Source organism: Acidovorax sp. Root267 (assembly GCF_001429215.1).
Lineage (GTDB): Bacteria > Pseudomonadota > Gammaproteobacteria > Burkholderiales > Burkholderiaceae_C > Acidovorax > Acidovorax radicis.
Genome location: NZ_LMJC01000002.1, coordinates 1 through 23,050 on the forward strand (window position 1 = coordinate 1; position 23,050 = coordinate 23,050).

24 protein-coding genes are annotated in these 23,050 nt (G+C 61.4%); 9 read left to right on the forward strand and 15 right to left on the reverse strand.

Features of this window, described 5'->3' with window-relative positions:
- Nucleotides 1-188: 188 nt before the first annotated feature.
- On the reverse strand, nucleotides 189-569 hold the full coding sequence (locus ASE39_RS04305) for a helix-turn-helix domain-containing protein (protein WP_199864239.1): 381 nt from the start codon (nucleotides 567-569) through the stop codon (nucleotides 189-191).
- A gap of 93 nt (nucleotides 570-662) precedes the next feature.
- Here ASE39_RS04305 and ASE39_RS04310 point away from each other — a divergent pair, with 93 nt between their 5' ends.
- The 5 genes from ASE39_RS04310 to ASE39_RS04330 all read left to right on the forward strand — a co-directional run bounded on the left by ASE39_RS04310 (nucleotide 663) and on the right by ASE39_RS04330 (nucleotide 4,619).
- Nucleotides 663-1,085 carry a DoxX family protein gene (locus ASE39_RS04310; RefSeq protein ID WP_057270338.1) on the forward strand — a complete coding sequence of 141 codons (423 nt, stop codon included), beginning with the start codon at nucleotides 663-665 and terminating at the stop codon, nucleotides 1,083-1,085.
- Between the two features lie 11 nt (nucleotides 1,086-1,096).
- Nucleotides 1,097-1,987 carry a haloalkane dehalogenase gene (locus ASE39_RS04315; RefSeq protein ID WP_057270339.1) on the forward strand — a complete coding sequence of 297 codons (891 nt, stop codon included), beginning with the start codon at nucleotides 1,097-1,099 and terminating at the stop codon, nucleotides 1,985-1,987.
- 607 nt (nucleotides 1,988-2,594) lie between these two features.
- The gene (locus tag ASE39_RS04320) at nucleotides 2,595-3,692 is read left to right on the forward strand and encodes an alkene reductase (protein WP_057226060.1); all 1,098 of its coding nucleotides are present in this window, start codon (nucleotides 2,595-2,597) and stop codon (nucleotides 3,690-3,692) included.
- The gene (locus tag ASE39_RS04325) at nucleotides 3,689-4,285 is read left to right on the forward strand and encodes a TetR/AcrR family transcriptional regulator (protein WP_057226058.1); all 597 of its coding nucleotides are present in this window, start codon (nucleotides 3,689-3,691) and stop codon (nucleotides 4,283-4,285) included. The genes ASE39_RS04320 and ASE39_RS04325 overlap by 4 nt, the downstream gene beginning before the upstream one ends.
- Before the next feature lie 46 nt (nucleotides 4,286-4,331).
- On the forward strand, nucleotides 4,332-4,619 hold the full coding sequence (locus ASE39_RS04330; RefSeq protein WP_057226057.1) for a hypothetical protein: 288 nt from the start codon (nucleotides 4,332-4,334) through the stop codon (nucleotides 4,617-4,619).
- Nucleotides 4,620-4,900: 281 nt separating this feature from the next.
- Here ASE39_RS04330 and ASE39_RS04335 read toward each other — a convergent pair whose 3' ends face one another.
- A complete protein-coding gene (locus ASE39_RS04335) occupies nucleotides 4,901-5,533 on the reverse strand; it encodes a TetR/AcrR family transcriptional regulator (protein ID WP_057226056.1) in 633 nt (210 codons plus the stop codon).
- Between the two features lie 146 nt (nucleotides 5,534-5,679).
- On the opposite strand from ASE39_RS04335, the gene ASE39_RS04340 reads away from it, so the two are divergent.
- Both ASE39_RS04340 and ASE39_RS04345 read left to right on the forward strand, forming a co-directional pair.
- Entirely contained in the window at nucleotides 5,680-6,729 is a 1,050-nt protein-coding gene (locus tag ASE39_RS04340; protein ID WP_057226054.1) for an SDR family oxidoreductase, read from the forward strand.
- A gap of 67 nt (nucleotides 6,730-6,796) precedes the next feature.
- Entirely contained in the window at nucleotides 6,797-8,065 is a 1,269-nt protein-coding gene (locus tag ASE39_RS04345; RefSeq protein WP_029413333.1) for an alpha/beta hydrolase, read from the forward strand.
- A gap of 390 nt (nucleotides 8,066-8,455) precedes the next feature.
- On the opposite strand, the gene ASE39_RS04350 is transcribed toward ASE39_RS04345, so the two are convergent.
- From ASE39_RS04350 to ASE39_RS04380, 7 genes are all read right to left on the reverse strand, one after another.
- Nucleotides 8,456-9,997, reverse strand: a complete 1,542-nt coding sequence (locus ASE39_RS04350; RefSeq protein WP_057270340.1) for a CoA-acylating methylmalonate-semialdehyde dehydrogenase — start codon at nucleotides 9,995-9,997, stop codon at nucleotides 8,456-8,458.
- Nucleotides 9,994-10,176, reverse strand: coding sequence for a DUF1508 domain-containing protein (locus ASE39_RS04355; RefSeq protein ID WP_057270341.1), 183 nt, complete (start codon nucleotides 10,174-10,176; stop codon nucleotides 9,994-9,996). Before ASE39_RS04355 ends, ASE39_RS04350 begins: the two co-directional genes overlap by 4 nt.
- Before the next feature lie 20 nt (nucleotides 10,177-10,196).
- Nucleotides 10,197-10,856, reverse strand: coding sequence for a glutathione S-transferase family protein (locus ASE39_RS04360; RefSeq protein WP_057270342.1), 660 nt, complete (start codon nucleotides 10,854-10,856; stop codon nucleotides 10,197-10,199).
- 5 nt (nucleotides 10,857-10,861) lie between these two features.
- Nucleotides 10,862-11,674: an amidohydrolase family protein gene (locus tag ASE39_RS04365; RefSeq protein ID WP_158004235.1), complete on the reverse strand. Its 813-nt coding sequence runs from the start codon at nucleotides 11,672-11,674 to the stop codon at nucleotides 10,862-10,864.
- 14 nt (nucleotides 11,675-11,688) lie between these two features.
- Nucleotides 11,689-12,438: an RraA family protein gene (locus ASE39_RS04370; protein ID WP_057270436.1), complete on the reverse strand. Its 750-nt coding sequence runs from the start codon at nucleotides 12,436-12,438 to the stop codon at nucleotides 11,689-11,691.
- Nucleotides 12,439-12,455: 17 nt separating this feature from the next.
- Nucleotides 12,456-13,508 carry a membrane dipeptidase gene (locus ASE39_RS04375; protein ID WP_082615329.1) on the reverse strand — a complete coding sequence of 351 codons (1,053 nt, stop codon included), beginning with the start codon at nucleotides 13,506-13,508 and terminating at the stop codon, nucleotides 12,456-12,458.
- A gap of 844 nt (nucleotides 13,509-14,352) precedes the next feature.
- Nucleotides 14,353-14,829: a cupin domain-containing protein gene (locus ASE39_RS04380; RefSeq protein ID WP_057270345.1), complete on the reverse strand. Its 477-nt coding sequence runs from the start codon at nucleotides 14,827-14,829 to the stop codon at nucleotides 14,353-14,355.
- Between the two features lie 278 nt (nucleotides 14,830-15,107).
- On the opposite strand from ASE39_RS04380, the gene ASE39_RS04385 reads away from it, so the two are divergent.
- The gene (locus ASE39_RS04385; protein WP_057270346.1) at nucleotides 15,108-15,944 is read left to right on the forward strand and encodes an IclR family transcriptional regulator; all 837 of its coding nucleotides are present in this window, start codon (nucleotides 15,108-15,110) and stop codon (nucleotides 15,942-15,944) included.
- Between the two features lie 106 nt (nucleotides 15,945-16,050).
- Nucleotides 16,051-17,025 carry a tripartite tricarboxylate transporter substrate binding protein gene (locus ASE39_RS04390; RefSeq protein WP_057270347.1) on the forward strand — a complete coding sequence of 325 codons (975 nt, stop codon included), beginning with the start codon at nucleotides 16,051-16,053 and terminating at the stop codon, nucleotides 17,023-17,025.
- A gap of 166 nt (nucleotides 17,026-17,191) precedes the next feature.
- On the opposite strand, the gene ASE39_RS04395 is transcribed toward ASE39_RS04390, so the two are convergent.
- From ASE39_RS04395 to ASE39_RS04420, 6 genes are read right to left on the reverse strand one after another with little or no spacing between them, the layout of a single operon-like run.
- Nucleotides 17,192-18,340: an ABC transporter substrate-binding protein gene (locus tag ASE39_RS04395; protein ID WP_057270348.1), complete on the reverse strand. Its 1,149-nt coding sequence runs from the start codon at nucleotides 18,338-18,340 to the stop codon at nucleotides 17,192-17,194.
- Between the two features lie 2 nt (nucleotides 18,341-18,342).
- On the reverse strand, nucleotides 18,343-19,581 hold the full coding sequence (locus ASE39_RS04400) for an ABC transporter substrate-binding protein (RefSeq protein WP_057270349.1): 1,239 nt from the start codon (nucleotides 19,579-19,581) through the stop codon (nucleotides 18,343-18,345).
- Nucleotides 19,578-20,657, reverse strand: a complete 1,080-nt coding sequence (locus tag ASE39_RS04405; RefSeq protein WP_199864240.1) for a branched-chain amino acid ABC transporter permease — start codon at nucleotides 20,655-20,657, stop codon at nucleotides 19,578-19,580. Before ASE39_RS04405 ends, ASE39_RS04400 begins: the two co-directional genes overlap by 4 nt.
- Complete coding sequence (locus ASE39_RS04410; RefSeq protein WP_199864241.1) at nucleotides 20,654-21,523, reverse strand: branched-chain amino acid ABC transporter permease; 870 nt, start codon at nucleotides 21,521-21,523, stop codon at nucleotides 20,654-20,656. Before ASE39_RS04410 ends, ASE39_RS04405 begins: the two co-directional genes overlap by 4 nt.
- A 13-nt stretch (nucleotides 21,524-21,536) precedes the next feature.
- Complete coding sequence (locus tag ASE39_RS04415) at nucleotides 21,537-22,247, reverse strand: ABC transporter ATP-binding protein (RefSeq protein WP_057270351.1); 711 nt, start codon at nucleotides 22,245-22,247, stop codon at nucleotides 21,537-21,539.
- The gene (locus ASE39_RS04420; protein ID WP_057270352.1) at nucleotides 22,244-23,047 is read right to left on the reverse strand and encodes an ABC transporter ATP-binding protein; all 804 of its coding nucleotides are present in this window, start codon (nucleotides 23,045-23,047) and stop codon (nucleotides 22,244-22,246) included. The genes ASE39_RS04415 and ASE39_RS04420 overlap by 4 nt, the downstream gene beginning before the upstream one ends.
- Nucleotides 23,048-23,050 lie beyond the last annotated feature (3 nt).

Below are 23,050 nucleotides of genomic sequence, written 5' to 3' on the forward strand. Positions count from 1 at the left end.
AATCCCTGCTGAAATTCTCAGCAGGTCAGTGGAACACCCTGGTCAATATTGGATTGGCACTTTGCGGTTTAGCTGGTCAAGATTGCATCGGCACCAACAGTCTATCCATGATGGCCAACGCTCATGCGCACCGACAGGGACTGATTCCTGTGCCGACGCGGCACTAGGCAAACATCACACCGCTCCCCTCAACTCTTTGGTTTACGACCGCTTGAAACTGGTCGAACTGCTGGTGTGCTGCCACCGTGTTCAGCCCACCATTCGGTGAGGGCCTGCATCGTAGGGCCAAGCGCCCGCGCTTTTGACGTGATCTCGTATTCAACGCGCGGCGGCACCTCCGCAAACACGGTCCGCGATACCAATCCATCCGCCTCCAACTCGCGCAACTGCGCCGTCAGCATGTGCTGCGTGATCCCGGGTATCGCCTTGCGCAACTCGCCAAAACGGTAGATCCGCTGGTTGAGCAACCACATGATTTCCAGCTTCCATTTGCCTGAAAGCAGGGCAAATGCACGCCGCATTTCCTCGTGCATGTTGATCCCGGTGTTTTCATTAGTCTGCTTTTTCATACTAAGCACCATTTTTTCATCCTACTTGTCAATATTTATCTTAAACGACATCCTTGCTGCATGTTGAACTCAATTGCTGACTAGCAAAACACCATGGCCACTGTCTACCTCTACTGGATCAGCACCGCGCTGCTGTCTCTGCTCTATTTCGCTTCAGCCGCGATGTACATCGCCAAAGGCGACTTTGTACGCAAGGCGCAGGCGGAGCTGGGCTATACAGCCCCGCTCCTAGTGCCTTTCATGATTGTTATCAAGCTGCTCGGGCCTATCGCAGTGCTGTGGCACTTCAACGTGGCGCTCAGCGATCTGGCCTACGTTGGCATCCTCTATCACCTGGTCTTGTCAGGCCTCGCGCATCTGGGCGTCCGCAAGCCCAAGGGCGCCATTCCAGCGGCTGTGGGACTCATCCTGTTGGTTGCTTCCTTCGCTACACAAAACGCCGCCCGCGAACTGCAATCGCCTTACGCACCCGCATTTGCGCCTGCGTCGACCGCAATCGAAGCACCCTTCAACTAACGGAGAAACGAATGAGCCAATTTCACGCCATAGTCTCGGAGCAGCCTTTTGCAGCGAAGAAGTACCTCGACATTCACGGTCACAGGATGGCCTATATCGACGAAGGCGAGGGGGCGCCCATCGTCTTCCAGCACGGGAATCCGACGTCTTCCTACCTCTGGCGCAATGTGATGCGGCATCTCAAGGGACAGGGGCGCTTGATCGCCGCTGATTTCATGGGCATGGGCGATTCCAAGAAGCTCGACCCGGCGCTTGGCGCGTCTCGATACAGCTTCAACGAGCAGCGCAAGTACCTGCATGGCCTGTTGGACGCACTGGACCTCGGAGATGAGGTGATCCTTGTGTTGCATGACACCGGTTCGATGGTCGGCTTTGACTGGGCCAACCAGCACCGCAGCCGCGTTCAGGGTATTGCTTACATGGAATCCATCGTTGCCCCGCTGCTCGTGTCGGACTTTCCTGAGTATGTGCAGGCGCAGCTCAAACACATGACACCTGAAGGACTGGAGGCAAGCCTGCAGGGCGCTGACTTTCTCGAAGGCTTTTTGCTCAGTGCACGTGACTTCACCGATGTGGAGAAAGCTCACTATCGCGTCCCGTTCCTCAATCCCGGCGAGGACCGCAGGCCTCAAATTTCGTTCGACTTGCCAATTGAAGGCCAACCCGCGCACACCGTGAAGATCGTTGAGGACTATTCGCGCTGGCTTGGCCAAAGCGATGTCCCCAAGCTGCTCATCCGTGCCGAGCCGGGCTATCTGCTGAGCAGCCGTCTGTACGACATCGTGAAGACTTGGCCCAACCAGACCGAGGTTACGGTTAAGGGTGGTCACTATATCCAGGAGACCAACCCCGATGAAGTGGGGACGGCAATTGCCGATTTCGTTCGTCGTGTGCGCAGCTAGGCCGTACATCGCTTCGCTTACATCACGGTGAGCTGAGCGCTTGCCGGATAAGGATGAATGAAGCATAGCGTTTGAGGCTGAACGAACATCTGGATGTTTCACGGGACGCGTTCAAGGTCGGCTATGAAAGCCCTTCGCAGTTCAGTCGAGAGTACAGCCGCTTCTTCGGCGTAGTACCCAAACGGGACATCGCAGCGCTCCGACTTGAGGCGGGGGCCAAGACTGCACAGAAGTGAGGTTCGGCAGCCAGTCGTGGAATTGGATTACCTGAGCCAGCTTCAGGGTAGCTTGGCTCCACCAGAGAGTACGGTTTCGATCAAAGCTGTCTTTCGCCCCTCCAGCCCGTCAGTCCGTTCCCAGCCTGAAGCTGCCACGCTGGAGGTCGGTTTTGCAGCGGTTGCGGACCATTGATGGCGGCGTGCATATTTCTGCTTTGCCCCAGTAACCAGACGATCACACGAGCACCCAACTAGAGAGCCACAGCTCCCCAAGAAGATCTGGATGGCTACTAGCTTGAACTGATCGAGCATCCAAGATGCGTGTTGACATGATTAGGTCATTTGTCCTACGATATTAGGACAAACGACCTAAACCTTTGGAGTCTTGCATGCATGAGCTTTTTGCCCCCTTCATGCTGAGCGACATGTTGCTCGGCAACCGGATCGTCATGGCGCCGATGACGCGCAACCGCGCTGCACCAGAGGGCGTACCGTCCCCTCTCATGTCGATCCACTACGGACAGCGTGGAGATGCCGGGCTTGTGATCTCGGAATCTGCTCCCGTGTCGGCTCAGGGGGTTGGATATCCTGGAACGCCCGGGATCTACACGGAGGAACAGGCGCTGGGATGGCGGAAGGTCACTGACGCGGTCCATGCCAAAGGTGGGCACATCTTTGCCCAGCTACAGCACTGCGGTCGTATCTCACACCCCCGTCTTCAGGTGAACGAGGAACTGCCCGTGGCCCCTTCAGCGATCAAGCCCGAAGGTCTGGCAGTCACCTATGTTGGGATGCAGCCGTTCGTGACGCCAAGAAAGCTGACCACTGCGGATATCCTCCAGGTGGTGGACCAATTCAAGAAGGCCGCCGCAGTGGCAAAAGCTGCAGGCTTCGACGGAGTCGAGATCCACGCCGCGAATGGGTACCTGATTGATCAGTTTCTGCGAGACGGAAGCAATCAACGGGGCGACCGGTATGGAGGATCACCCGCAGGGCGGTTGACGTTTCTGCTGGAGATCGCGGCTGCCGTCAGCGAGATCTGGCCGAAGGGACGTATCGGTGTGCGATTCAGTCCAGAAAACTGCTTCAACGACATGCGCGACAGCGACCCGGCAGCGCATTTTGGGTACTACGCCCAAGAGCTTTCCAAACTGCACCTGGGATATCTTCATGTGCTGGAGGGGGATATGTCGGCCATGGCTACCGCCATGGACTATCGAGAACTGCGGCGCCGCTTTGGCGGTACCTACATCGCCAACAACGGTTACGACAGAGCCCGAGCCATGGCAGCTATCGAGCAAGGCACTGCCGACTTGATCGCCTTCGGCAAGCCCTTCATTGCCAATCCGGACTTGGTCACACGACTGCGTCGAGATCTTCCTCTCGCGCCTTCCCATCCGGCCACGTTCTATGGGGGAGACGAGCGCGGATACACGGACTATCCATCGGCCGCTGAGCAGTCGCTTTCAACAATGGCGGCAGCATGAAGTCCGCAGCGCCTAAACCCAGCACGCGGCAGGAGATCGTCGAGAAAGCCGATCTCCTGTTCTATCAACGCGGCTTTGAGAACACTTCGTTCGCGGACATTGCTGATGCAGTGGGTATCTCACGCGGCAACTTCTACTACCACTTCAAAACCAAGGACGACATCCTCAAGGAAGTCATCGCTCACAGAGCGGCCAAGACGCAGGGGATGCTGGAGGCCTGGGCGCTCAAGGGGCGCACGCCTATCGAGAGGCTGAAATGCTTTGCTCAGATGCTGATCGACAACCGCAAAGACATTCAGCGCTTCGGTTGCCCAGTAGGAACGCTGTGCGCCGAACTGGCAAAGCTCGAACATCCCTCACAAGGCGAGGCGGGAATGATCTTTGGCCAGTTCCGACGTTGGCTGGCGCAGCAGTTTGTAGAGCTGGGTCGCATCAAGGATGCCGATGTTCTGGCCATGCACCTGTTGGCGCGAAGCCAAGGCATTGCAGCTTTGGCAAATGCCTTCCATGACGAGGCTTTCATTCACCATGAGGTCAAGCAGATCGAAGCCTGGGTGCTGGATGCAGCGGGTCCAGGCGCACCGCAAAAGTAGACGCGGATTCCAACTCTGAAATCGCTATCAATAGGAGAGAGTTCTCATGCACATTGTCTTGCTCAAATTCGGACCCAATCGTTCGCAAGCCCCGCAGTGGATGGCCGGGCACAAGGAGTGGATTGAAAAGGGGATCAGCGATGGGGTGTTCCTGCTCGCAGGCTCTCTGGAGAATGCGCAAGGCGGTGCGCTCCTGGCAGTCAAGCTCAGCAAGGCCGAGGTGACCGCTCGGGTTGAAGAAGACCCTTTTGTGAAGCACCACGTTGTGGAGCCAGAGATCATCAGCATTGCGCCGTCGCGAATGACCATGGGTTTGGCTGAGCTCGTGGGGTGAGGGGCCATTGGCTCGCATCCCTGATAACCAGGCTGTAGAGGGCTACTCACTGCCCGGTGGCGCAAGATCGGAGAATGAGCAGAACATCGTGGTGGACGGCGAAGGCTGACTGCTATTGATGACAGCAGTCGTTCAGCGATGTACATGTGGACGACGGCTCTCGCCAGCTGGCCTCGCTTCGCGATCTGCTTAGCCGCTTCGATCTTGAATTCTTCGGGATACGGTTGCTTTGTCATGGAACCCCCTATTGGGCTAGGGCTTGAGGCTCGAAAGTGTCTAGCTCAGCCGGGCGATTCACTATTCGCACTTGCTATCAAGCCACGCAGGAACACCATGATCATGCGTCCGGACGGATGCAGGCGATCGGTGGTCCTTTGCAGTGCCAGCCCATGTGAAAGCGCCATGAAAGCAGCGGCCAGTTCATCCAGTGCTGCTGGAGGAGCACGCCCGATCTTTTCGAACAACAGGCCAATCACGCCGCCGATCTCGGACCGGTGTTTGTCCCACACCTTCTGGTACTCCGCAGCGAACGTCGGGCTGCGATTGGCATGCAACTGCAGTTCGATGGAAAGCATGCACCAGTCGGCATCTTGATTGAGCGTGGAAGCCCAGGCGTCCAATTCGGCCAACATCTGATCGGGCTGTTGCGAGTCCTTGCCCATGACCGTGGAAAGCTGCATTGCTTCCGCTTCCATGTGCCGTCGCAGCAACTCCAGCAGGACGTCTTCCTTGCTCGAGAAATTTGAATAAAAAGCGCCTTGGGAGTAGCCCGCCTTGTCCGCAATGTCGCGGATCGACGCGCCCCCATACCCGTTCGACACGAACAATTGCTGCGCAGTGTCGATCAGGCGCTCGCGCGTCTGCGCCCGACTTTCCTCGCGGGTCAGGCGCCTTCTTGCTGTCGTGGGGCTCATGCCATAAACATATCACATGAACTTTGGATATCGACTGCAGGGGCGTGCTTCTGGACACAAGTTGCGCTCCATTTCAGATATCACTTGATATTTCAAAGTGTCAAATGTACATTCAAAGCTCACTTGATCTTTGAATTTCAATCGATATGGAAAAAACCTACACTCCAAGGTCAGCGTTTGTTACTGGCGCCACCGGCCTTCTCGGCAACAACCTTGTGCGCGAGCTGGTTGCACGTGGTGTCTGCGTCAAAGCCCTCGTCCGCTCGAAGGCCAAAGGCCTGCAACAGTTTGCGGGGGTGAAAGGCGTTGAGCTGGTGCTGGGCGACATGGCGGATGTAACCGCGTTCTCCCGGGCACTGTACGGATGCGATGTGGTGTTTCACACCGCCGCTTTCTTTCGAGACAACTTCAAGGGAGGCAGTCACTGGGATGAACTCAAACGCATCAATGTGGACGGCACGCAGCAGCTCATCGCGCAGGCCTATGCCGCGGGTATACGGAGCTTCGTTCAGACCTCATCCATCGCGGTACTGAATGGCGAGCCGGGGATGCCCATCGACGAGACCTGTCTGCGTGACCTGGCAGATGCCGAGGACGACTACTACCGCAGCAAGATACTGGCCGATCAAGTCGTGTCTGCCTTTCTTTCTGCGCACCCGGACATGCACGCGAGCTTTGTCTTGCCAGGGTGGATGTGGGGGCCCGCCGATATCGGCCCCACCTCGTCAGGGCAATTTGTCAACGATGTGGTGCTTGGAAAATTGCCTGGATTGCTGCCGGGGAGTTTTTCCGTTGTCGATGCCCGCGATGTAGCGGGGGCTCAGATTGCGGCTGCGGAGCGAGGGCAACGTGGCGAGCGCTATTTGGCTGCTGGGCGCCACATGACGATGCAGGAGTTGGTGCCTTTGATGGGGAAGATCGCAGGCATCAAGACGCCGACACGCAACTTGCCCTTCCCGCTCCTGTATCTCCTTGCGACCGTGCAGGAGTTCTACGCGAGGATCAGCGGCAAACCCATCTTGCTCAGCCTGGCGACGGTGAGGCTGATGCGCAAGGAGGCTGGGCGCAGTCATTTCAACCACACGAAGAGCGAGCAGAACCTTCAACTGAAATTTCGCCCGATCGAGCAAACCGTTGCCGATACGGTCGCTTGGTATCGCAGCAATGGCTGGCTGCCCAGTGTGTCGCCCCAATAGCGCCCCGTAGATCACTTCATTGCCCGAGTGACGGACGTGAGCCGCCAAACCCATCAAAGGAAAAACCGTGACTAACAAATTGATCTTGAAACTTTTGACGGCCCTTGGCGCCGTCCTTCTTGCTGTGGCAGCGCCGAGCGAATCCGCAGCGCAGGGCATCTCCCCGGTCAGGACAGCGGACAGCATGGCCGATTTCTGCAGGAAAGGACAGGCCGAGTACCCAGGAGGAATCGCTCGCATGCATCCCTCGTTCAAGTTCAACATCTGTTGGTGGCTTGAGGATGCCGGCATCAAAGCAAGCACATTCGATGAAGTCGTCGGAGCGCTGCCGGAGCATGCGGGACCGTTGCAGTCGGCCTGGCAAGCCACTTTCAGCAAGCCCGCCCAGGTGCACCTGGAGCAAGCGCACGTGGCCGAGGTGCGGGGCGACCGTGAGACCGCATCGGCCGAATACAAGAAGGCCGCTTTCTATCTGCGGATGAACCGACTGCCCAAGCAGGTCCCCATTGCGGACATACAGGCGACCGAAAAAGCCCATGCGGTTCTGGGAAAACCACTCCAACGGATCAAATTCAGGGCTGGTGAAAAAGAATTCGTTGGCTATTTTCGAGCACCGCCCGCACGGAACAGCAGCAATGAGAAGCCACCGGTACTGGTCATTCTCGGTGGTCTCGACAACCTGAAGACGGAGATGATCCGGCACAGCGACTACTTCGTGGGTCGTGGGTTCGCAACCCTCGTTGTGGAAAATCCAGACACCGGGGAAAACCAGTTGGGATTCCGTCCAGAGTCCTCTGCGATGCTCGACACCGTTGCGGACTACATCCAGACCCGCAGCGACCTGGACGCGAGCCGGGTGGCGATTTACGGTTGGAGCATGGGGGGTTATTTGGGAACGCTTGGTGGATTGAGGAACGACTTTTACAAAGCGATTGTCAACATAGGCGGCCCCAGCGATTCGAGCTTCGGACAAGCGCATTGCAAGACAGCGCCTGCATGGATCGTCGCGCCCTACACCGTATTTGCCAATATGAATCCGCAGACGACGCCTCGCCAGGCAATGTGCGAGTACTACGAAGCATTCCAACTCTCACGCCAACTGAAGATGCCAACCGCAGTTCAGTTGCGCAAACCGATTCTCATGGTGAACGGTGCCCGCGAAGATCTCGTCTCCAAAGACGAACCTGCATCGCTGACCGCTCTTGGCTTCAATGTGACGCAACTGGTCTTTGGGGAAGATGGCCATACGGCGGAGTCGAACATGCAGGAGCACTTCGAGTTCACCGCGAACTGGCTCATGCGGCAGTTGAAAATCGCCAACGGACCTGACCTCTGACAACGAATCGGCTCACCTTACCCCCTTGTAACAAATTTTCCACATGCGTAACGTTGATCGTGCGGCAGGGGGCGTCTAACGACCGGTGTTGGCGGTTGCTGCCGTTCAGACGCTGGACCGTGAATGACTTAGATCAGTCTGAAGCCCGCCACGCTGGAAGTCTGTCCTGCAGCGTTTGCTGTCCTTCGCTGGCGCAGTCCGTACTCACGCTGACTGCCATTAAGCGGTCGCTGGTCCTGACGACCTGGGAGCGCACAGCTGCCAATAAACGAGGCGCAGTATGTTGATTTCCACACAAACCTAACCCACCGGGGCTTGTTGGCCCAGGCGTCCCTCGACGCCAGCCGTACTGGCTGGCGTCGGAGGAGAAATCCGCGTCCTTTCCTGGGGTCAAACCGCCGTTGGCATGCTGAACTCAGCGCCCGTGCGTTTGCCCGCCGGCCAGCGCTGCATGATGGATTTCTGCTTGGTGTAAAAGCGCACGCCCTCTTCGCCATAGATGTGGATGTCGCCGAACAGGCTCTTCTTCCATCCACCGAAACCGTGCCAGGCCATCGGTACGGGCAACGGCACATTGATCCCGACCATGCCCACTTCGATCCTGCGGGCGAATTCACGGGCAGTGCCACCGTCGCGGGTGTAGCAGCACACGCCGTTCCCGTACTCATGGGCGTTGATCAGATCAACAGCTTCGTTCAGCGTTGCAACGCGCAGGCAGCCGAGTACCGGGCCGAAGATCTCTTCTTTGTAGATACTCATCTCAGGGGTCACCTGGTCGAACAGCGTGCCGCCCAGCCAGAACCCGCTGTCGCAACCGGCGCCCGCACTTGCATGGGTGAACTCGCGCCCATCCACCAGCAGCTTCGCACCTTCGCTCTGTCCTTGCGCGATGTAGCCGGCGATCCGCTCCCGCGCGGCGCTGCTGATGATTGGCCCCATCTCCGCCTCAGGGTCCGTTCCGTTTCTGACCTTTAGGGCACGAGTCTTCTGCGTGAGGATCGGAAGGATGCGTTCGGCTGCGTCGCCGACCATGACGGCGACGGAAAGAGCCATGCACCGCTCGCCTGCAGAGCCAAACGCTGCACCAATCAAGGCGTCCGCTGCCTGTTCCATGTCTGCGTCAGGCATGACGACCATGTGGTTCTTCGCGCCACCCAGCGCCTGCACCCGCTTACCCTGCCTGGCGCCTTCGATGTAGATCTTGTGCGCCACCGGAGTGGACCCGACGAATGACAGCGCCATGACGTCTGGGTGTTCCAGGAGCGCGTCCACGGCTGCCTTGTCTCCCTGCACTACATTGAACACGCCATCGGGCAGGCCGGCTTCCTTGAGCAACTGCGCCAGCATGATCGAGGGAGTGGGATCCAGCGGGCTGGGTTTGAGGATGAAGGTGTTGCCCGCCGCAATCGCGACGGGGAACATCCACATCGGCACCATCACCGGGAAATTGAATGGGGTGACACCGGCCACGACGCCCAGCGGCTGTCGCAAGGTCCAGTTGTCGATGCCGGTAGAGACTTGGTCGGTGAAATCCCCCTTGAGCAGTTGAGGAATTCCGCACGCGAACTCAACGATCTCGATTCCGCGCGTCACCTCGCCCTGGGCATCAGACGTCACCTTGCCATGCTCGCGGGTGATGGCAGCAGCCAACTCGTCACGATGCCGATTCAGCAACTCCAGGAATTTGAACAGCACGCGCGCGCGGCGGATGGGAGGCGTCAGCGACCAGGCGGGAAAGGCGCGCACGGCGGATTCGACGGCGCGGTCGACATCCTCACTCGTCGCCAGCGAAACACACGCGGCAATATCGCCCGTTGCTGGGTTGAAAACAGGCGAGGTCTTGATGTCGGCGACCGGGATGACCTGGCCGTCGATCCAATGGCCGACGTTATGCGCAACTGGGCTGTCAGCGTTACTGTGGGTTGGAGTCATGGCGTTTGGCGTTGGGTGATTTCTGCGTTTTTGGAGTTCCTGACCAGCTCGATGGCGGCCAGACAGTCGGTGGCGTTGTAGTACTTCTCGACGCTCTCGGCGACCTTGCGGCGGTCTTCCCCGTAAAGGGTCCAACGCCAGAGGTTTGAGCTTTCTTCGCGGTAATAGATGAATTTCATGGGGTCTTTGCTCCTGGGGATTAGCGCGGGGTCTCACCCTGCATCGTTTGCTGCATGGATGGCCGCTGGGCAAATTGGTCGTACCACTTGGCCAGGTGTGGCGCTGGATTGCGCCAGTCGTCCTCCGGGAAGCGGAAGTCGGATGTGGCGCAGGCGCACGCCACCGCGATCTGGCCCAGATCCGGCTCATCTCGAAAGTCGCCGCAGATCTTGTCGAGGTACTCGTAGCAGCGGTCCTGGCGGTCCATCATCTTGCGCACGAAGCTGCCCGAAAATTCCTGCGGATTGGGCGACCCTTCGCGCTTGCGCAGCATCTCTGCGCGCCGCAGCACTTGGGCCTCCATCAAGCCATGTGTGGCGATGGAGACAACGGAGAGAATCTCCCAGCGCTCCCTTCCCGTCTGAGGGCACAACCGGAAGTTGCCGAGTTCGTCGTTCAGGTACTCGCAAATCGTTGACGAGTCGGTCAAGCGCAATCCGTCTTCGGTCAGCAATGCTGGAATCCTGGCGATCGGGGATGCGTCGAGAAAATCCTCCCGATACGGGGTGGTCTCGGTCCCCCAGTTGTGAGGCCAGTTGGTGGGGATCAACTCGAAGCGGTCTTCCAGACCCAGTTCGATGAGCGTGACGCGGCACTTGCGCGTGAAGTGCGAGGCAGGGGTAATGAAAAGTTTGTTCATGATTTTCAATGGCCGAAGTACAGCCGCAGGGCTGTTTCAGAGATTTGCCGCCGCTGCAGCGGGTCGGGGACAGCGTCCAGGAAGGACTTGACCGCTTCGCCATAGGCGTAGCCTTCATGCGCCGCGACGAATGGCCAGTCGCTGCCCCAGAGCACGCGCTCCGTACCGACCGAAGAGAGCAATGCGGCGCCGACTTGCGGGCCGATGTCCCCAAGACGATGCCAGGCAGCCATCTTGACCCAGGTGCGGTCGTTGTCGACGGCGCGTACCGCAGCTTGGTAGCCGGGGCACCGGGTTCCAAGTTCGGGGGGCGGGAATCCGAAGTGGTCGACGACCACTTTCGCGGGGCAGTCCGTCAGCGCCGCCAGCACTGGGCCGAGGCGCTCGCCACCCAACAAGATCTCGACGTGCAGATCGAGATCTGCAAGTCGCGCCAAGAACAGCCGGTACTCGGCTGAACGCAGATCCGGCAGGTCATGCTGCATGAACCAGACCCAACGAACACCCACGACCCCGTCGTCGCGCATGCAGCGCAAGATGTAGGGATCGATGTTCGGCGGAACAATGACCGTGCCGCGTAGCCGTGGCGACGCCCGCAGTGACTGGAGCGTGTACTCGTTGTACTCACCGAACATGCTGGCCGCAGCAATCACTCCAAACGGGATATGGTGCGCGTCCAGATTGGACAGGAAGTCCTCGACCGGCGCCGGCTTCTCCACTGTGCGCCACGCATCCTTTGCCACTGGCATGGACGCGGTGTAGATATGGGCGTGTGTGTCCACCAGCGGCAGCTCCGCCACGCCTGTGACCTCGGGCATGCTTTCGGTCCTCGTCATTGCTGCGGGTTGAACTTGTAGACGTTGGTGCGCTGGGCCAGCTCCGGCACAGGCACGCCTGCGCGAATGTCCGCGTACCGCTTGGCCTCGCCGGCCGCGATTTCGTGGGCGCGCTTGAGTACGGCTTGCACCGCATCTCGAGGGACAAAACAGACGGCCCCCTCGTCTGCCACCACCAGGTCACCAGGCCGCACCTGGACGCCAAGAATGGTCACGGTTCCGTTCACCGCCACCGTCTCCAGGCGCCACTTGCCGGTGATCGAGCTGGGCCCGCGCGACCAGATTGGGAACTGGTGCTCGCGTGCGTGCTGGACGTCCCGGATGCCGCCGTCGATGATCGCGCCGACCTCGCCCTGGCGTTGTGCGATGGTGACGGAGAGTCCGCCCATATTGGAGATACCCACCACACCCTCGATCACCAGGACATCGCCAGGCTCGGCCAGGTTGTGCGCCTCGATCTCCGCCATCTTCGAGACCCGCTCCTTCGCCCCGCGGTAGGAGTTGTCCCGCTGTTCGACATTGCGAAGCGTGAGGGCGGGCCCGACGATCCTGGCAGAAGAGAAGTTGGACGGCAGGTTGCAGCCGGGCACCACGGTGTCGATGCCCATTTCGTCCAATGCGTCGGAGACCGTGCCAGTGAGGTCTTCCAGCTCGTGGAAGCCGTCGATGATTTCCCGGTCATAGCGAGGGATGCTCAGCTGCAGGATCGCTTCGCGCGGAATCTTTCCCAGGGGTTGCTTCGTCATGTTGTCTCCTTGGGCTTTCATGAGAGGATGGTCTTGAAGAGGCGCATGAAGTTGCCTTGCGCGATGCCTTCAACCTGGGCCCGGGTCAACTCCTGCGCGAGAAGGGACTCAAGCAGTTCCTGCTGCTGTTGCAAGTTGTCCACCGGAAAACGCCAGGGCCAGGTGCCATACACCTCGGGCTTTTTCATGAACTCCTGATAGCGCTCCGCGGGCTGGTCGGTGATGAAGTCGGAGCCGATTCCCACGTGCTCAGCGCCTATGCGCTTGGCGCAATGGGTGATATGGGCGATGACGTCCTTGGCCGAGGGCGCGCCTTCCGTGGGCATGCGCACCAACGGCGGGAGGTAGGTGATGCCGATCACGCCGCCGTTGTCCTTCAGCGCGTCGAGCAGGGCATCGGACTTGTTGCGCATGTTCGGACAGACCGTAAATGCGTTGGCATGCGTGACGGCGACGGGATGCTTGGACAGCTTCGTCGCCTCGACGCCCGAACGGTCGCCGACGTGCGACAGGTCGATCACGATGCCCAGCTCGTTCAAGGTCACGACAAGTTCGCGCCCCAAGGACGACAGGCCTGCGTCGGCAGGTTCCGCGCACCCGTCGCCGTAGAGGTTGCGGATGTTGTGTGCGATCTGGATCACTCGCACGCCGGCGTCATGAAACAGGCGCAGCAGGTTCAGGTCGCGTTCGACGCCAGGGACGTTCTGGTAACCCAGAACCACAGCGAGTTTCTTGTCGGCGCGTGCGCGTTCGAAGTCGTCGGCCGACTCCACCATCCTTACCAACCCGCCCAGCGTACGCAGATGCGCGCGGTAGTTGGCCAACTGGTTGAGCGAGTGGCGAAGGTCGGGAACGGGGTTGATGCCCTGGAAGTTGTTGAGCGTGACGTGAATAGCTTCCACGCCATTTGCCAGGCAACTCTCGACGTATGGAGCTGTCAGGCGCGACCCATTGAGGAGATCGAAGATTTTGAACATAGATGTTTCGGGTTGGTTCAGGTCGTCGATCCACCAAATGGACCTTTGCGACGAAAGAATTTTCATTGGCACGTAAAATCTACGCAAATACATGCTTATATGGTCCGTTATGTGAACCTTCTGTATTTTCTGCCTTGAAGTTTCAATGGCTTTTCTTCAAGACAACGGCCTACCTTGCCCATCGCCTGGTGCGGAGGGCCCGTCGAGTTGTGCTATGCCACGGGGCGCGGAGAATGACGCGGCCACAGCGCCACAAGGTGGAGCTTCACCCTTTGATCCGGCGCCTGGTGCTGCCGCGAGACCACTCCGCCCGCGTTCCGTCTGGGTGTTCGTGTAGGCAATGGGCTTGGTGCCGCTGCCAACCGGCCGTGGCGTGGTCGTTTACTGCTTGCGGGAGGACTTCCTCGCCGAGGGTGCGAGGGCTGGACGCCTAGCCGACGCGCCTAACCGACGCGCCTAGCCAACGCGCTGCTGAAGTGGCGGCTCGTTACGCAGAACGCCATGGCGCGGGACGGGCTGCACTCGCGCACTTTCCAATTGCCTCAAGGCGCCCTCGGCACGAGAAAGGAGCCGAACTGCAGGCCGAGGTCGGCGCGCGCTTATCGAGAATGCCGACGCCTGCGCGCGGCGCAAGCGGGTGAGTCCACACACTTGCGCGAGCGGCACTTTGCTGTGGCGCTGGCTGCGATGGACACGTTCGAGCTCATGCCTCTCCGAGGCCGGATTTCATGTGAGCGAGACGATTCCGACGCGCCCGCTGTCGTTCTCCTCACGTTCGACACACAGTGGACGGGTAGGTATTGAGGCGCTGCTCATCGCCTCCGTGGACTGCCCCACAGCAGAGTGACATGGGCCAGAGGCCACGACGAGCCAGACATCGCAGGCACCGCGCCCATGTATTCATTCACCCGCTAAGCCAACGTGACGAGCAGGTCGTTCAGGGATGCTTGCCCGGTACCTGAAAAATCGACTGATGTTCGGCCGAGATAGCCACTAGGCGCTCAAAGTCAGGCGAGGCAGGTGAAATTTCACGATCAAGATGCTCGAACAACGGCTCGAGCGCCTCACGGCTGCCGATATTGAACATCTGACCGCCACCTTCGCCAAAACGGAACGAGTGAACCGTGCCCCCGGGCAAGTGCACGAGAGTCCCGGCTCGGGCGACAATCTGCTGCTCCTGATCGCCGGAGCCGAACTTGAATGCGATTTCGCCGCGCGTGACATAGAAGGTCTCATCCCACGGGTGATGGTGCGGCGGCGGACCACTGCCTTCCACACCGTCCTGCAACAAGGCTTCATATGCCCCGGTCTTTTTGGCCGAGGCAAGGACCGTGACGCTCACGCCGACGACCTGGAGTGGTCGAGGGTAGCTGGCAGGTTCGATGAAGAAGGCCGACCGATTTGTGGGATCCATGATGATTTGTCTCCTGAAATTTTTGATATGAACTTTGCAATGAGCCCGGTGCAAAGTGGAGGATGGTGCACGGCCTATCTACGGGATTGGATGCGCACGGCCGCACGAAACCGTTGCTGCATTCGCTTCGGTGTTGCCATGCTAGTCAGAACTTGACGGGCTACAAGTCTTTGTCACTGTGTTCCACTATTTGGACCCATTTCATGAATAGAGCGACTGGTGCATGGGCGATCAATGAGGCAGAATCACAGGTACCATTCCGTAAATTGGACCCATTGATGAGTACCCAGACACTTGAGCGCGCAATAGGTCTGATCCGCATCCTGGCAGCTGGTGGCGCTGAAGGCTACCGGCTTGTAGATCTGCAGCAGACATCCGGCCTGACTAAACCGACGGTGCACCGCATCCTTGGCACCTTGAAGGAACAAGGGATGGTCGAGCAGGTGGAGGACAGTCGTCGGTATCGACTGGGCCAGGAAATGGCGGTGCTGGGGTGGTCGGCCAACCGTACGGTCTACGACCTCAAGGAACTCGCTGCGGAGGATCTCGCTGCCGTCGCTACAAAGACCGGCGACACTGCTTTCCTTTCGATCCGCAGCGGCACCGAAACAGTCTGCATCGACCGGCAGGCCGGCGCCTATCCGGTGAAAGCCTTCACAGTGGAAGTGGGAACCCGCCGCCCGCTGGGCGTGGGTGCTACGGGGGTGGCTCTGCTTGCAGCGCTGTCTCCGGAGGAGACGGAGACCGTGCTCGACGCCGTCAAGGGCAGCCTGGCCCGCTTTCCCGATGCGGGGTTACGGCATATCCGGGAATCCGTGCAAGGCGCCCGCAAAGCAGGCTACGCACTGAGTGACGGCCTCATGCTCAAGGGCGTGCGCGGTGTTGCTGTCGTGATCCGCGACGGCGCGGGCCGACCCATTGCAGGCATCGGGACAGCGGCCATCAACGACCGCCTGCCACCGTCTCGCATTCCGGAGATCGTGCGGATCCTTCGCATCCATGCCAACCACGTCGAACAACGAATTGCGACTGCTGAAAGCGGCACTGGCACTGGCAGCGTGCGGCGTTTCCGCGCCGCCGAGGGAAAGCCGACCGTCCACAAGAGGTCCAAGTAATGGAACAATAAATTGAAGTGTTGCCGTTGAAGCTCCAGGAGCGGGAAGATTGAGGCGCGTTAACGGTCCATATTTTTGGACCCTCAAAATACCCGGGCCCCACCACATGAAGCGACGCCAATTCACCCACGCCATGGTAGCGGCCGGCTGCGCGCCAACTGCGGCCGTTCACGCGCAGGAGCCCTATCCTGGCAAACCGGTGCGCCTGCTCGTGCCGTCCACTGCTGGTGGAGGCATCGACCAACTGGCCCGCATGTTCGCACAACGGCTGTCCGAGCAGATGGGACAGCCTTATGTGGTTGAAAATGTGGGCGGTGCCGGCGGCACCATCGCCTCGGGGATGCTCGCCCGGGCCGCGCCGGACGGCTACACGCTGATCTTTCAAGCCACCACCGCGGCGGTGAATGCAGCGTCGCTGCCCAAACTGCCGTTCGACGCCGCGAATGCGCTCACGCCGGTTTCCATGGCTGCACGCTTCCCCCTCGTCATGGTGGTGAACTCCGCGATTCCAGCTGGCAACCTGCGCGAGTTCATCGCACTGCTGCGTGCCAACCCGACGAAGTACACCTATGGCTCGGCCGGCGTCGGCACAGGCACTCACCTGGCTGCCGAGTGGTTCAAGCTGCTCGCCAAAGTACGCATCCTGCACATCCCTTACAAAGGAACGGCTTCGGTGATGCCCGATCTGATGTCCGGCCAGGTTCACATGCTGTTCGACGGCGTGCCGCCACAGTCGGGCCATATCAAAGCCGGAAGGGTCAGGCCGCTAGCAGTCACATCGAAGCAGCGCAGTACCGTGCTGCCTCACGTGCCAGCCATGGCTGAAGTGCTGCCGGGTTACGACCTGCCCTTCTGGACCGGCGTGTTTGCGCCTCCCGGCACGGCGGGGCCAATTGTGGACCGACTGGCTGCGGAAATCCGCAAGGCGGCGGGCTCGGCGCAACTGGTGGCCAGGCTGCAGGAGTTCGGTGCTGAGGGTGCTCCCATGGCGCCGAACGAGTTCGCCCGCTACTGGAAGGAGCAGATCGCGCTGTACCGCAAGATCATCAGCGATGCGAACATCAGGCTGGAGGCGGGCTGACGCACACGGATGACCGTTTCCGCTTCAGCCGGTGCTGCGCCGAGCGAGAACAGTCTGGCATAAAGGTATTTGCAATCAAACTGCGCTGTGAGCTTTCGTAAGCGTCAGAAAAGGCCCATGTCGATGGATCGACATTGTGGATCCGAGCGACGCTATGCCCATTGGCTTAGCGCACGATCGACCTGCCCGAACCCAGCAGCACCAGCTCGGAAAACGTGCTACCCGTGCGGTCACCTGCGCCATAGCGCACCAACAGTCCACCCAGCTCCAGTGGTCGGAACGACTCCAGCGCGCGCACCAGTTGTTCGCGTGTGGCGCGTGGTCCGGCTCGCCGCAGGCCTTCCACCAGTACACGAGCTTCCAAATAGCCCTCCAGACCGTGGAAGGACGGCTGTGCCGCAGGATCGAGGCGGGCCAGATGCGCGCGGTATTCGCCGGCAAGCGCCGACGTGGGGCTGGTGGGCGCCGGAACCGGTTGCGAAAGCCCAATGCCCACGGCCAGCGGACCGAGCTCGGCCCGCAGGTCCTCGGCGCGAATGACCGAGAGGCCGAAGATGCGGGCCGCGCCGCCGCCCCCGCGGTAGGCGCGCAGCACACCGGCGAACGGCTTGGGCAGCACCGAGATGAAGATGACTTCGGGTCGCGCCTGCAGCAACTGCGCCGCCACCCGCTTCGCATCGTCGCTCGCTTCAAACGCCAGTTCGCCGAACTTCCGGCCCGCTCGGTGCAGCGCGCTCGTGTACGCCGCTGCGCCGGAAGGGCCGTAGGCCTCGCGACTCGTCAGTACCATGAAGCGCTGCGCGCCCAGCGTCATCTGATGCCGCACGGTGGCGGCCGCTTCCTCGATGGCCGAGACGCGCACCGGGAATATCCAGCGGCGCGGCGGCTGGCGTGCATCGTTGGCGATGCTGGAGGCGCCCACCAGTGGCGCGCCCATGCGTTCGGCCACCTCGATCACTGCCGGCACGGTCGGCGTGCCGAAGGCGCCGAGCAGGGCGAAAACTCCATCCTGCGACAGCAGCGATTGCGTCTCGCGTGCGGCCCGTGCAGTGTCGTAACCGTCGTCGCGGTCGAGGACAACGATGCGCTGGCCGGCGATGCCTCCGCTCGCGTTGGTGTGCGCCATGCAGGCGTCGGCGCCTTGCGCGCGCTGGCGGGCCATGCTGGCGAAAGCCGGAACTCCGTACGGCAGCACGCGCCCGATCCGGATCGCGTTGCCCACATCGTCCGCAGCCCGCAATGCTGGAGCCACGGTGCAGGACCCAACTGCCGCCAAGCCTTGCAGCCAATGGCGGCGTGTGAAAGACGCGGCCATGTTCAGTGCTTGGGGGTACGGGCCTCGAACGAAACCAGCTTGCCCAACGGCTGGTAGGTCTCGCCGTCGAAGCGCATCAGCTGCAGGCTCTCGATGGGATAGGGATCGGTGCCCGCGCGCGTGCTCAGCGTGATGCCGGGCAGCAGCATGCCCAGTTCAACCCTGTCCAGGTTGCGCGCGGCGTCCAGCATGGCCTGTCGCGTCGGCTGGCGCATCAGCTCCAGCACGCGCACCAGCGCTTCGCCCGTCAGGTAGCCGACTTGTCCTTGCGAATCGGTCCTGTCGAAGCGTGGCTTGGCCGCCGCATGGTCGGCCAGGTAGCGCTTGACTCCAGCGTCGTCTGCAAAAGCGGCTGCTTCCACCGGCTTCACGAACTGGCTGGTGACCAGCCCCTTGGCATTGGCAAGGCCCGCAGGCCTGAGGGCAGCGACCGAGGAGGCAATGTATGAGAGCAGTGTCTCCGGCTTCCAGCCACTCTCGCTGGCGAACTTCACCGCCTGCGCGCCCTGGCGCGGTGGCGCGATGATGACCAGCGTGTCTGCACTAGATGCCTTGAGGTTGATCATTTGGGTGTCGATGGTGGGATCGACCGGCGTCACCGCCTGTTCGGCCGTAATCTGCACGCGCGAGCCCTTCAGTGCATTGGCGAAGGCGGCCTTGAAGGTCTGGCCAGTCTCGGTGTTGAGGAACAGCAGCGCCACCTTGGCGTCCGGCTTGCTTGTTTTCAGGTACTCGGCAAACACTGCTGCCTCGGTGGTGAACGACGGCACCAGCCCGATCATCCAGTTGGGTCCCTCGGCCAGCTCCTGCACGCCCGAATACATAAAGAGGTTGGGCACCTTGCGCTGCTCGACATAGCGGCCAATTGCCTGGTTGTTAGGTGTGCCGGACACGCCCACCAGCGCGAACACCTCGGTCTGCTCCACCATCTTGCGCACGTTGGCAAGCGTGCGCTGCGGATCGATCGCGTCGTCCTGGATCACCAGTTCGATCGTGCGCGCCATGCCGTCGCCCATCTTGACACCACCTGCTGCGTTCACTGCGGCGACCTTGGTGCGTATGCCTTCCGACACGGCACCGACACCGGCGACCGGGCCAGTGAGCGGCGCCGAGATGCCGATGCGAATGGTCTTGTCGGTGATGCCGGGTTCAGCCGCCTGGGCTGCGGCAGCGGCCAGGCTGAGCACGGCGGCTGCGATGCGCAGAGCGCTGCGGCGCTTCACGTTGGAAAGAGCGGTCATGGGGATGTCTCCTGGTTGTTGTGGTGGGGAGTGGTGGCCGTAGCGGCCGACCGAGGGGGAAGGCCCTTGCGGGCGAGTGAGAACACGGTGGGCGCGATGCGCCGTGCCAAGCCAACCAAGCCATCGCGGGCAACGAGCATCATCGCGATCAAGCAGGCGCCATAGATCAGGCCCCCTAGCGCCGGGCTGAGTTCGGCGGTCCATTCCGGCACGAACACCACGAACAGTGCACCGAGGAAGGCGCCGCTGACGCTGCCGATGCCGCCGACGATGGCGCCGATCAGGATCTCGATCGAGCGCCCTGCCAGGAAGGACTGCGGGCTCACGTAGCCGTTGAGAATGGCGAACAGCCCACCGCCCAGCCCGGCGAAGGCAGAGCTGACGGCGAAGGCGGCCAGCCGTGCCCGAACCAGGTCCACTCCGAGCGAGCTGGCGACCAGCGGGTTGTCGCGCAGGGCCTGCAGGGCGCGACCGCTGTCGCCGCGCGTCATGCGCAGCGCAAGGACGGTACATACGGCGGTCGCGGTCACGCACAGTGCGTACAACCACAGGTCGGGCCCTACCGGCAGCCACGCTGGCGGCGCCGGGGGATCGAATGTGATGCCGGTGACGCCACGGGTCAGGCTGTCGAACTTCAGGATCAGCTGCGGGGTGAGCACCGCGACGCCAAAGGTGACAATGGCCAGCTGGAGCCCGCCCAGCCGCAATGCTGGTAGGCCGATCACGACACCGGCCAGCGCGGTGATGGCGGCTGCAGCAGGCAGTGTCGCGAGCGCCGGCCAGCCCCCCTGTGCCACCAGGATGGCCGTGGTGTAGGCACCGCAGGCAAACAGCGCGCCCTGCGCCAGGCACACCTGGCCCGCGAAGCCGAGCAGCAGGTTGAGACCAAGAATGGCGAGCGCGAAAGTCAGGGCCGTGCTCACCTGCATGAGCAAGAAGTTCGGAAGCAGAGGGAGCAGCACAATCACGAGCAGGACCAGCGCGAGCGGAGCAGATTTGGCCCAGTGCGCCATGGCGAAGCGAGCGGATCGTGGCGGATCGAAACGCGCGGCAGAAGTAGGTCGCAAGGCATTCATACGCGCACCGCCATTACTTGACCAAACAGTCCCTGCGGCCGCAGCAGCAGCACTGCCAGCGTGAGCACCAGCGGGATCAGCAGGCGAAGCTCGGAGCCGATGAAGGGCAAAAAGGTCGCACCCACGCTCTCGGCGACCCCGATCAAGAGGCCACCCACCACGGCTCCGATCGCGCTGGTCCAGCCGCCGAGCGTGGCGGCCGCCAGCGCATACACCAGCACCGGAGCCATCATGGTGGGGCTCAGGAACAGGCGCGGCGCGACGAGCACGGCAGCGAGGAAGCCGACCACACAGGCCAGGCCCCAGCCGAGCATCAGCATCACCTCCACCCGGATACCGACGATCGTGCTCTTGTCTGCATCGGCTGCCGCGGCGCGCAGCCCGAGACCCAGGCGGGTGAAGCGGAACAGCGCGGCGAGCGACAGCGCCAGGGCGCAAAGCACGCCCAGCACACCCAGGTTGTAGGCGGTCAAGCGCACACCAGCCAAGGTCCAGCCCCCGGTTGGGAACAATACGGGAAAAGTCCGCTGATCGGCCCCCCACAGCCACAGGCACAGCGCCTGGAACGCGAGGAACAGGCCGAGCGTCACCACCACCACGGTTTCCACTGAGGCGCGCGATACCGGACGCACCACCAGTTGGAACACTGCAGCGCCGAGCACGAACGCCAGCACCGCCGAAACCGCCAGGGCCAGCGCGACGGGCATGCCCCACTCGCACAGCTGCCAAGCCAGGAAGGCGCAGAAGGTCGCCATCTCACTCTGTCCGAAGTTGACGATGCGCGTGGCACCGAAAATCAACACCAGCGCTAGCGCGAGTGCCGCATAGATGGCGCCGACAGCCAGGCCGTCGACGATCTGTTGCATAAGTAACTGCATATCAGGCTCCAAGATAGGACTGCTGGATGGCGGGCGACACCAGCAACTCGTCACTGCTGCCCTGCAGCGTGATCTCGCCGGTTTCCATGACATAGGCACGCTGTGCCAGACGTAGCGTGAGGTCGGCGTTCTGTTCCACGATGAGCAGCGTGGTCCCATGCTCGCGGTTGATGCGCTCGAACACACGGAACATTTCCTGCGTGACGGCGGGCGCCAGGCCGAGTGACGGTTCGTCGCACATCAGCACGCGCGGCCTCGACATCAGGGCGCGGGCAATCGCCAGCATCTGCTGCTCGCCGCCGCTCAGCCAGGCGGCGCGTTGCCGCCGCCGCTCGCGCAGCCGAGGGAATACCTCGAACCAACGCTCCATGTCGGTGGCAATCTGGCGGCGTGATGGCACGGTGTAGGCACCCAGCGCCAGGTTGTCCTCGACCGTGAAGTCGCCAAAGGTGCCACGCCCCTGGGGCACATGCGCCAGGCCGAGCGCAAAGCGGCGCGCCGGGGGGATAGTGCCAATGTCGAGACCGTCGAAAAGCACCTGCCCGCGCGTCGGAAGCAGCCCGGACAGTGCGCGCAAGGTGGTTGTCTTGCCGGCGCCGTTGGCACCGAGCAGCGCGACGATCTCACCGGCATGCACGTCGATGCTGATGCCACGCAGCACCTGCGTGGCACCGTAGCCCGCATGCAGGCCACGGACTTGCAGAAGGCTCATGCCGATCTCCCGAGATACGCGGCCACCACTTGCGGATTGGCGCGGACGCTCGCCGGGTCACCCTGGGCCAGGTTGCGCCCCAGGTTCATGACGACGATCCGGTGGCACAAGTTCATCACCAATCCCATGTGGTGTTCCACCAGCAGCACGGTGAGACGGTGCCTCGCACAGATGCCCCGCACCAAGTCGCCAAACTGCGCTACCTCGCCGTGCGTCAAACCGCCTGCCGGTTCGTCCAGCAGCAGCAGGCGCGGTTCAGAGGCCAGCGCCCGCGCGATCTCCACGCGCTTCTGGGTGGGATACGGCAGCGCGCCGGCCGGCTCCGCCGCAAGCGCCTGCAGGTCCAGTTCGGTCAGGATGCCATGGCAGCGCTCGGCCAGTTCTCGCTCGGCGCGCGCCGTGCGACGCGGCTGGAACAGACTGGTGATCAGGCCCTGGCGTGCGCGGTGGTGCGCACCCAGCATCACGTTCTCCAGAACAGTCATACCAGGGTACAGGCCGACGTTCTGGAAAGTACGCGCTATGCCGGTTGCAATCACTTGGCGCGGGTGCAGCGCTACGATGTCGCGCCCCTCGAAAACGATGCTGCCGCCCGAGATCCCGCAAAGACGCGTGATGCAATTGAATAGCGTGGTCTTGCCGGCTCCGTTCGGGCCAATGAGTCCGCAGATCTCGCCCGGCTGCAGCGCCAAGCTCACGTCCCCAAGCGCCTGCACGCCGCCGAAACGCACGCCGACCTGTCGCACCTCCAGCAGTGGTGATGGCGGGGCCCCCGCTGCTGCATTTATCGGTGATGTCATTTT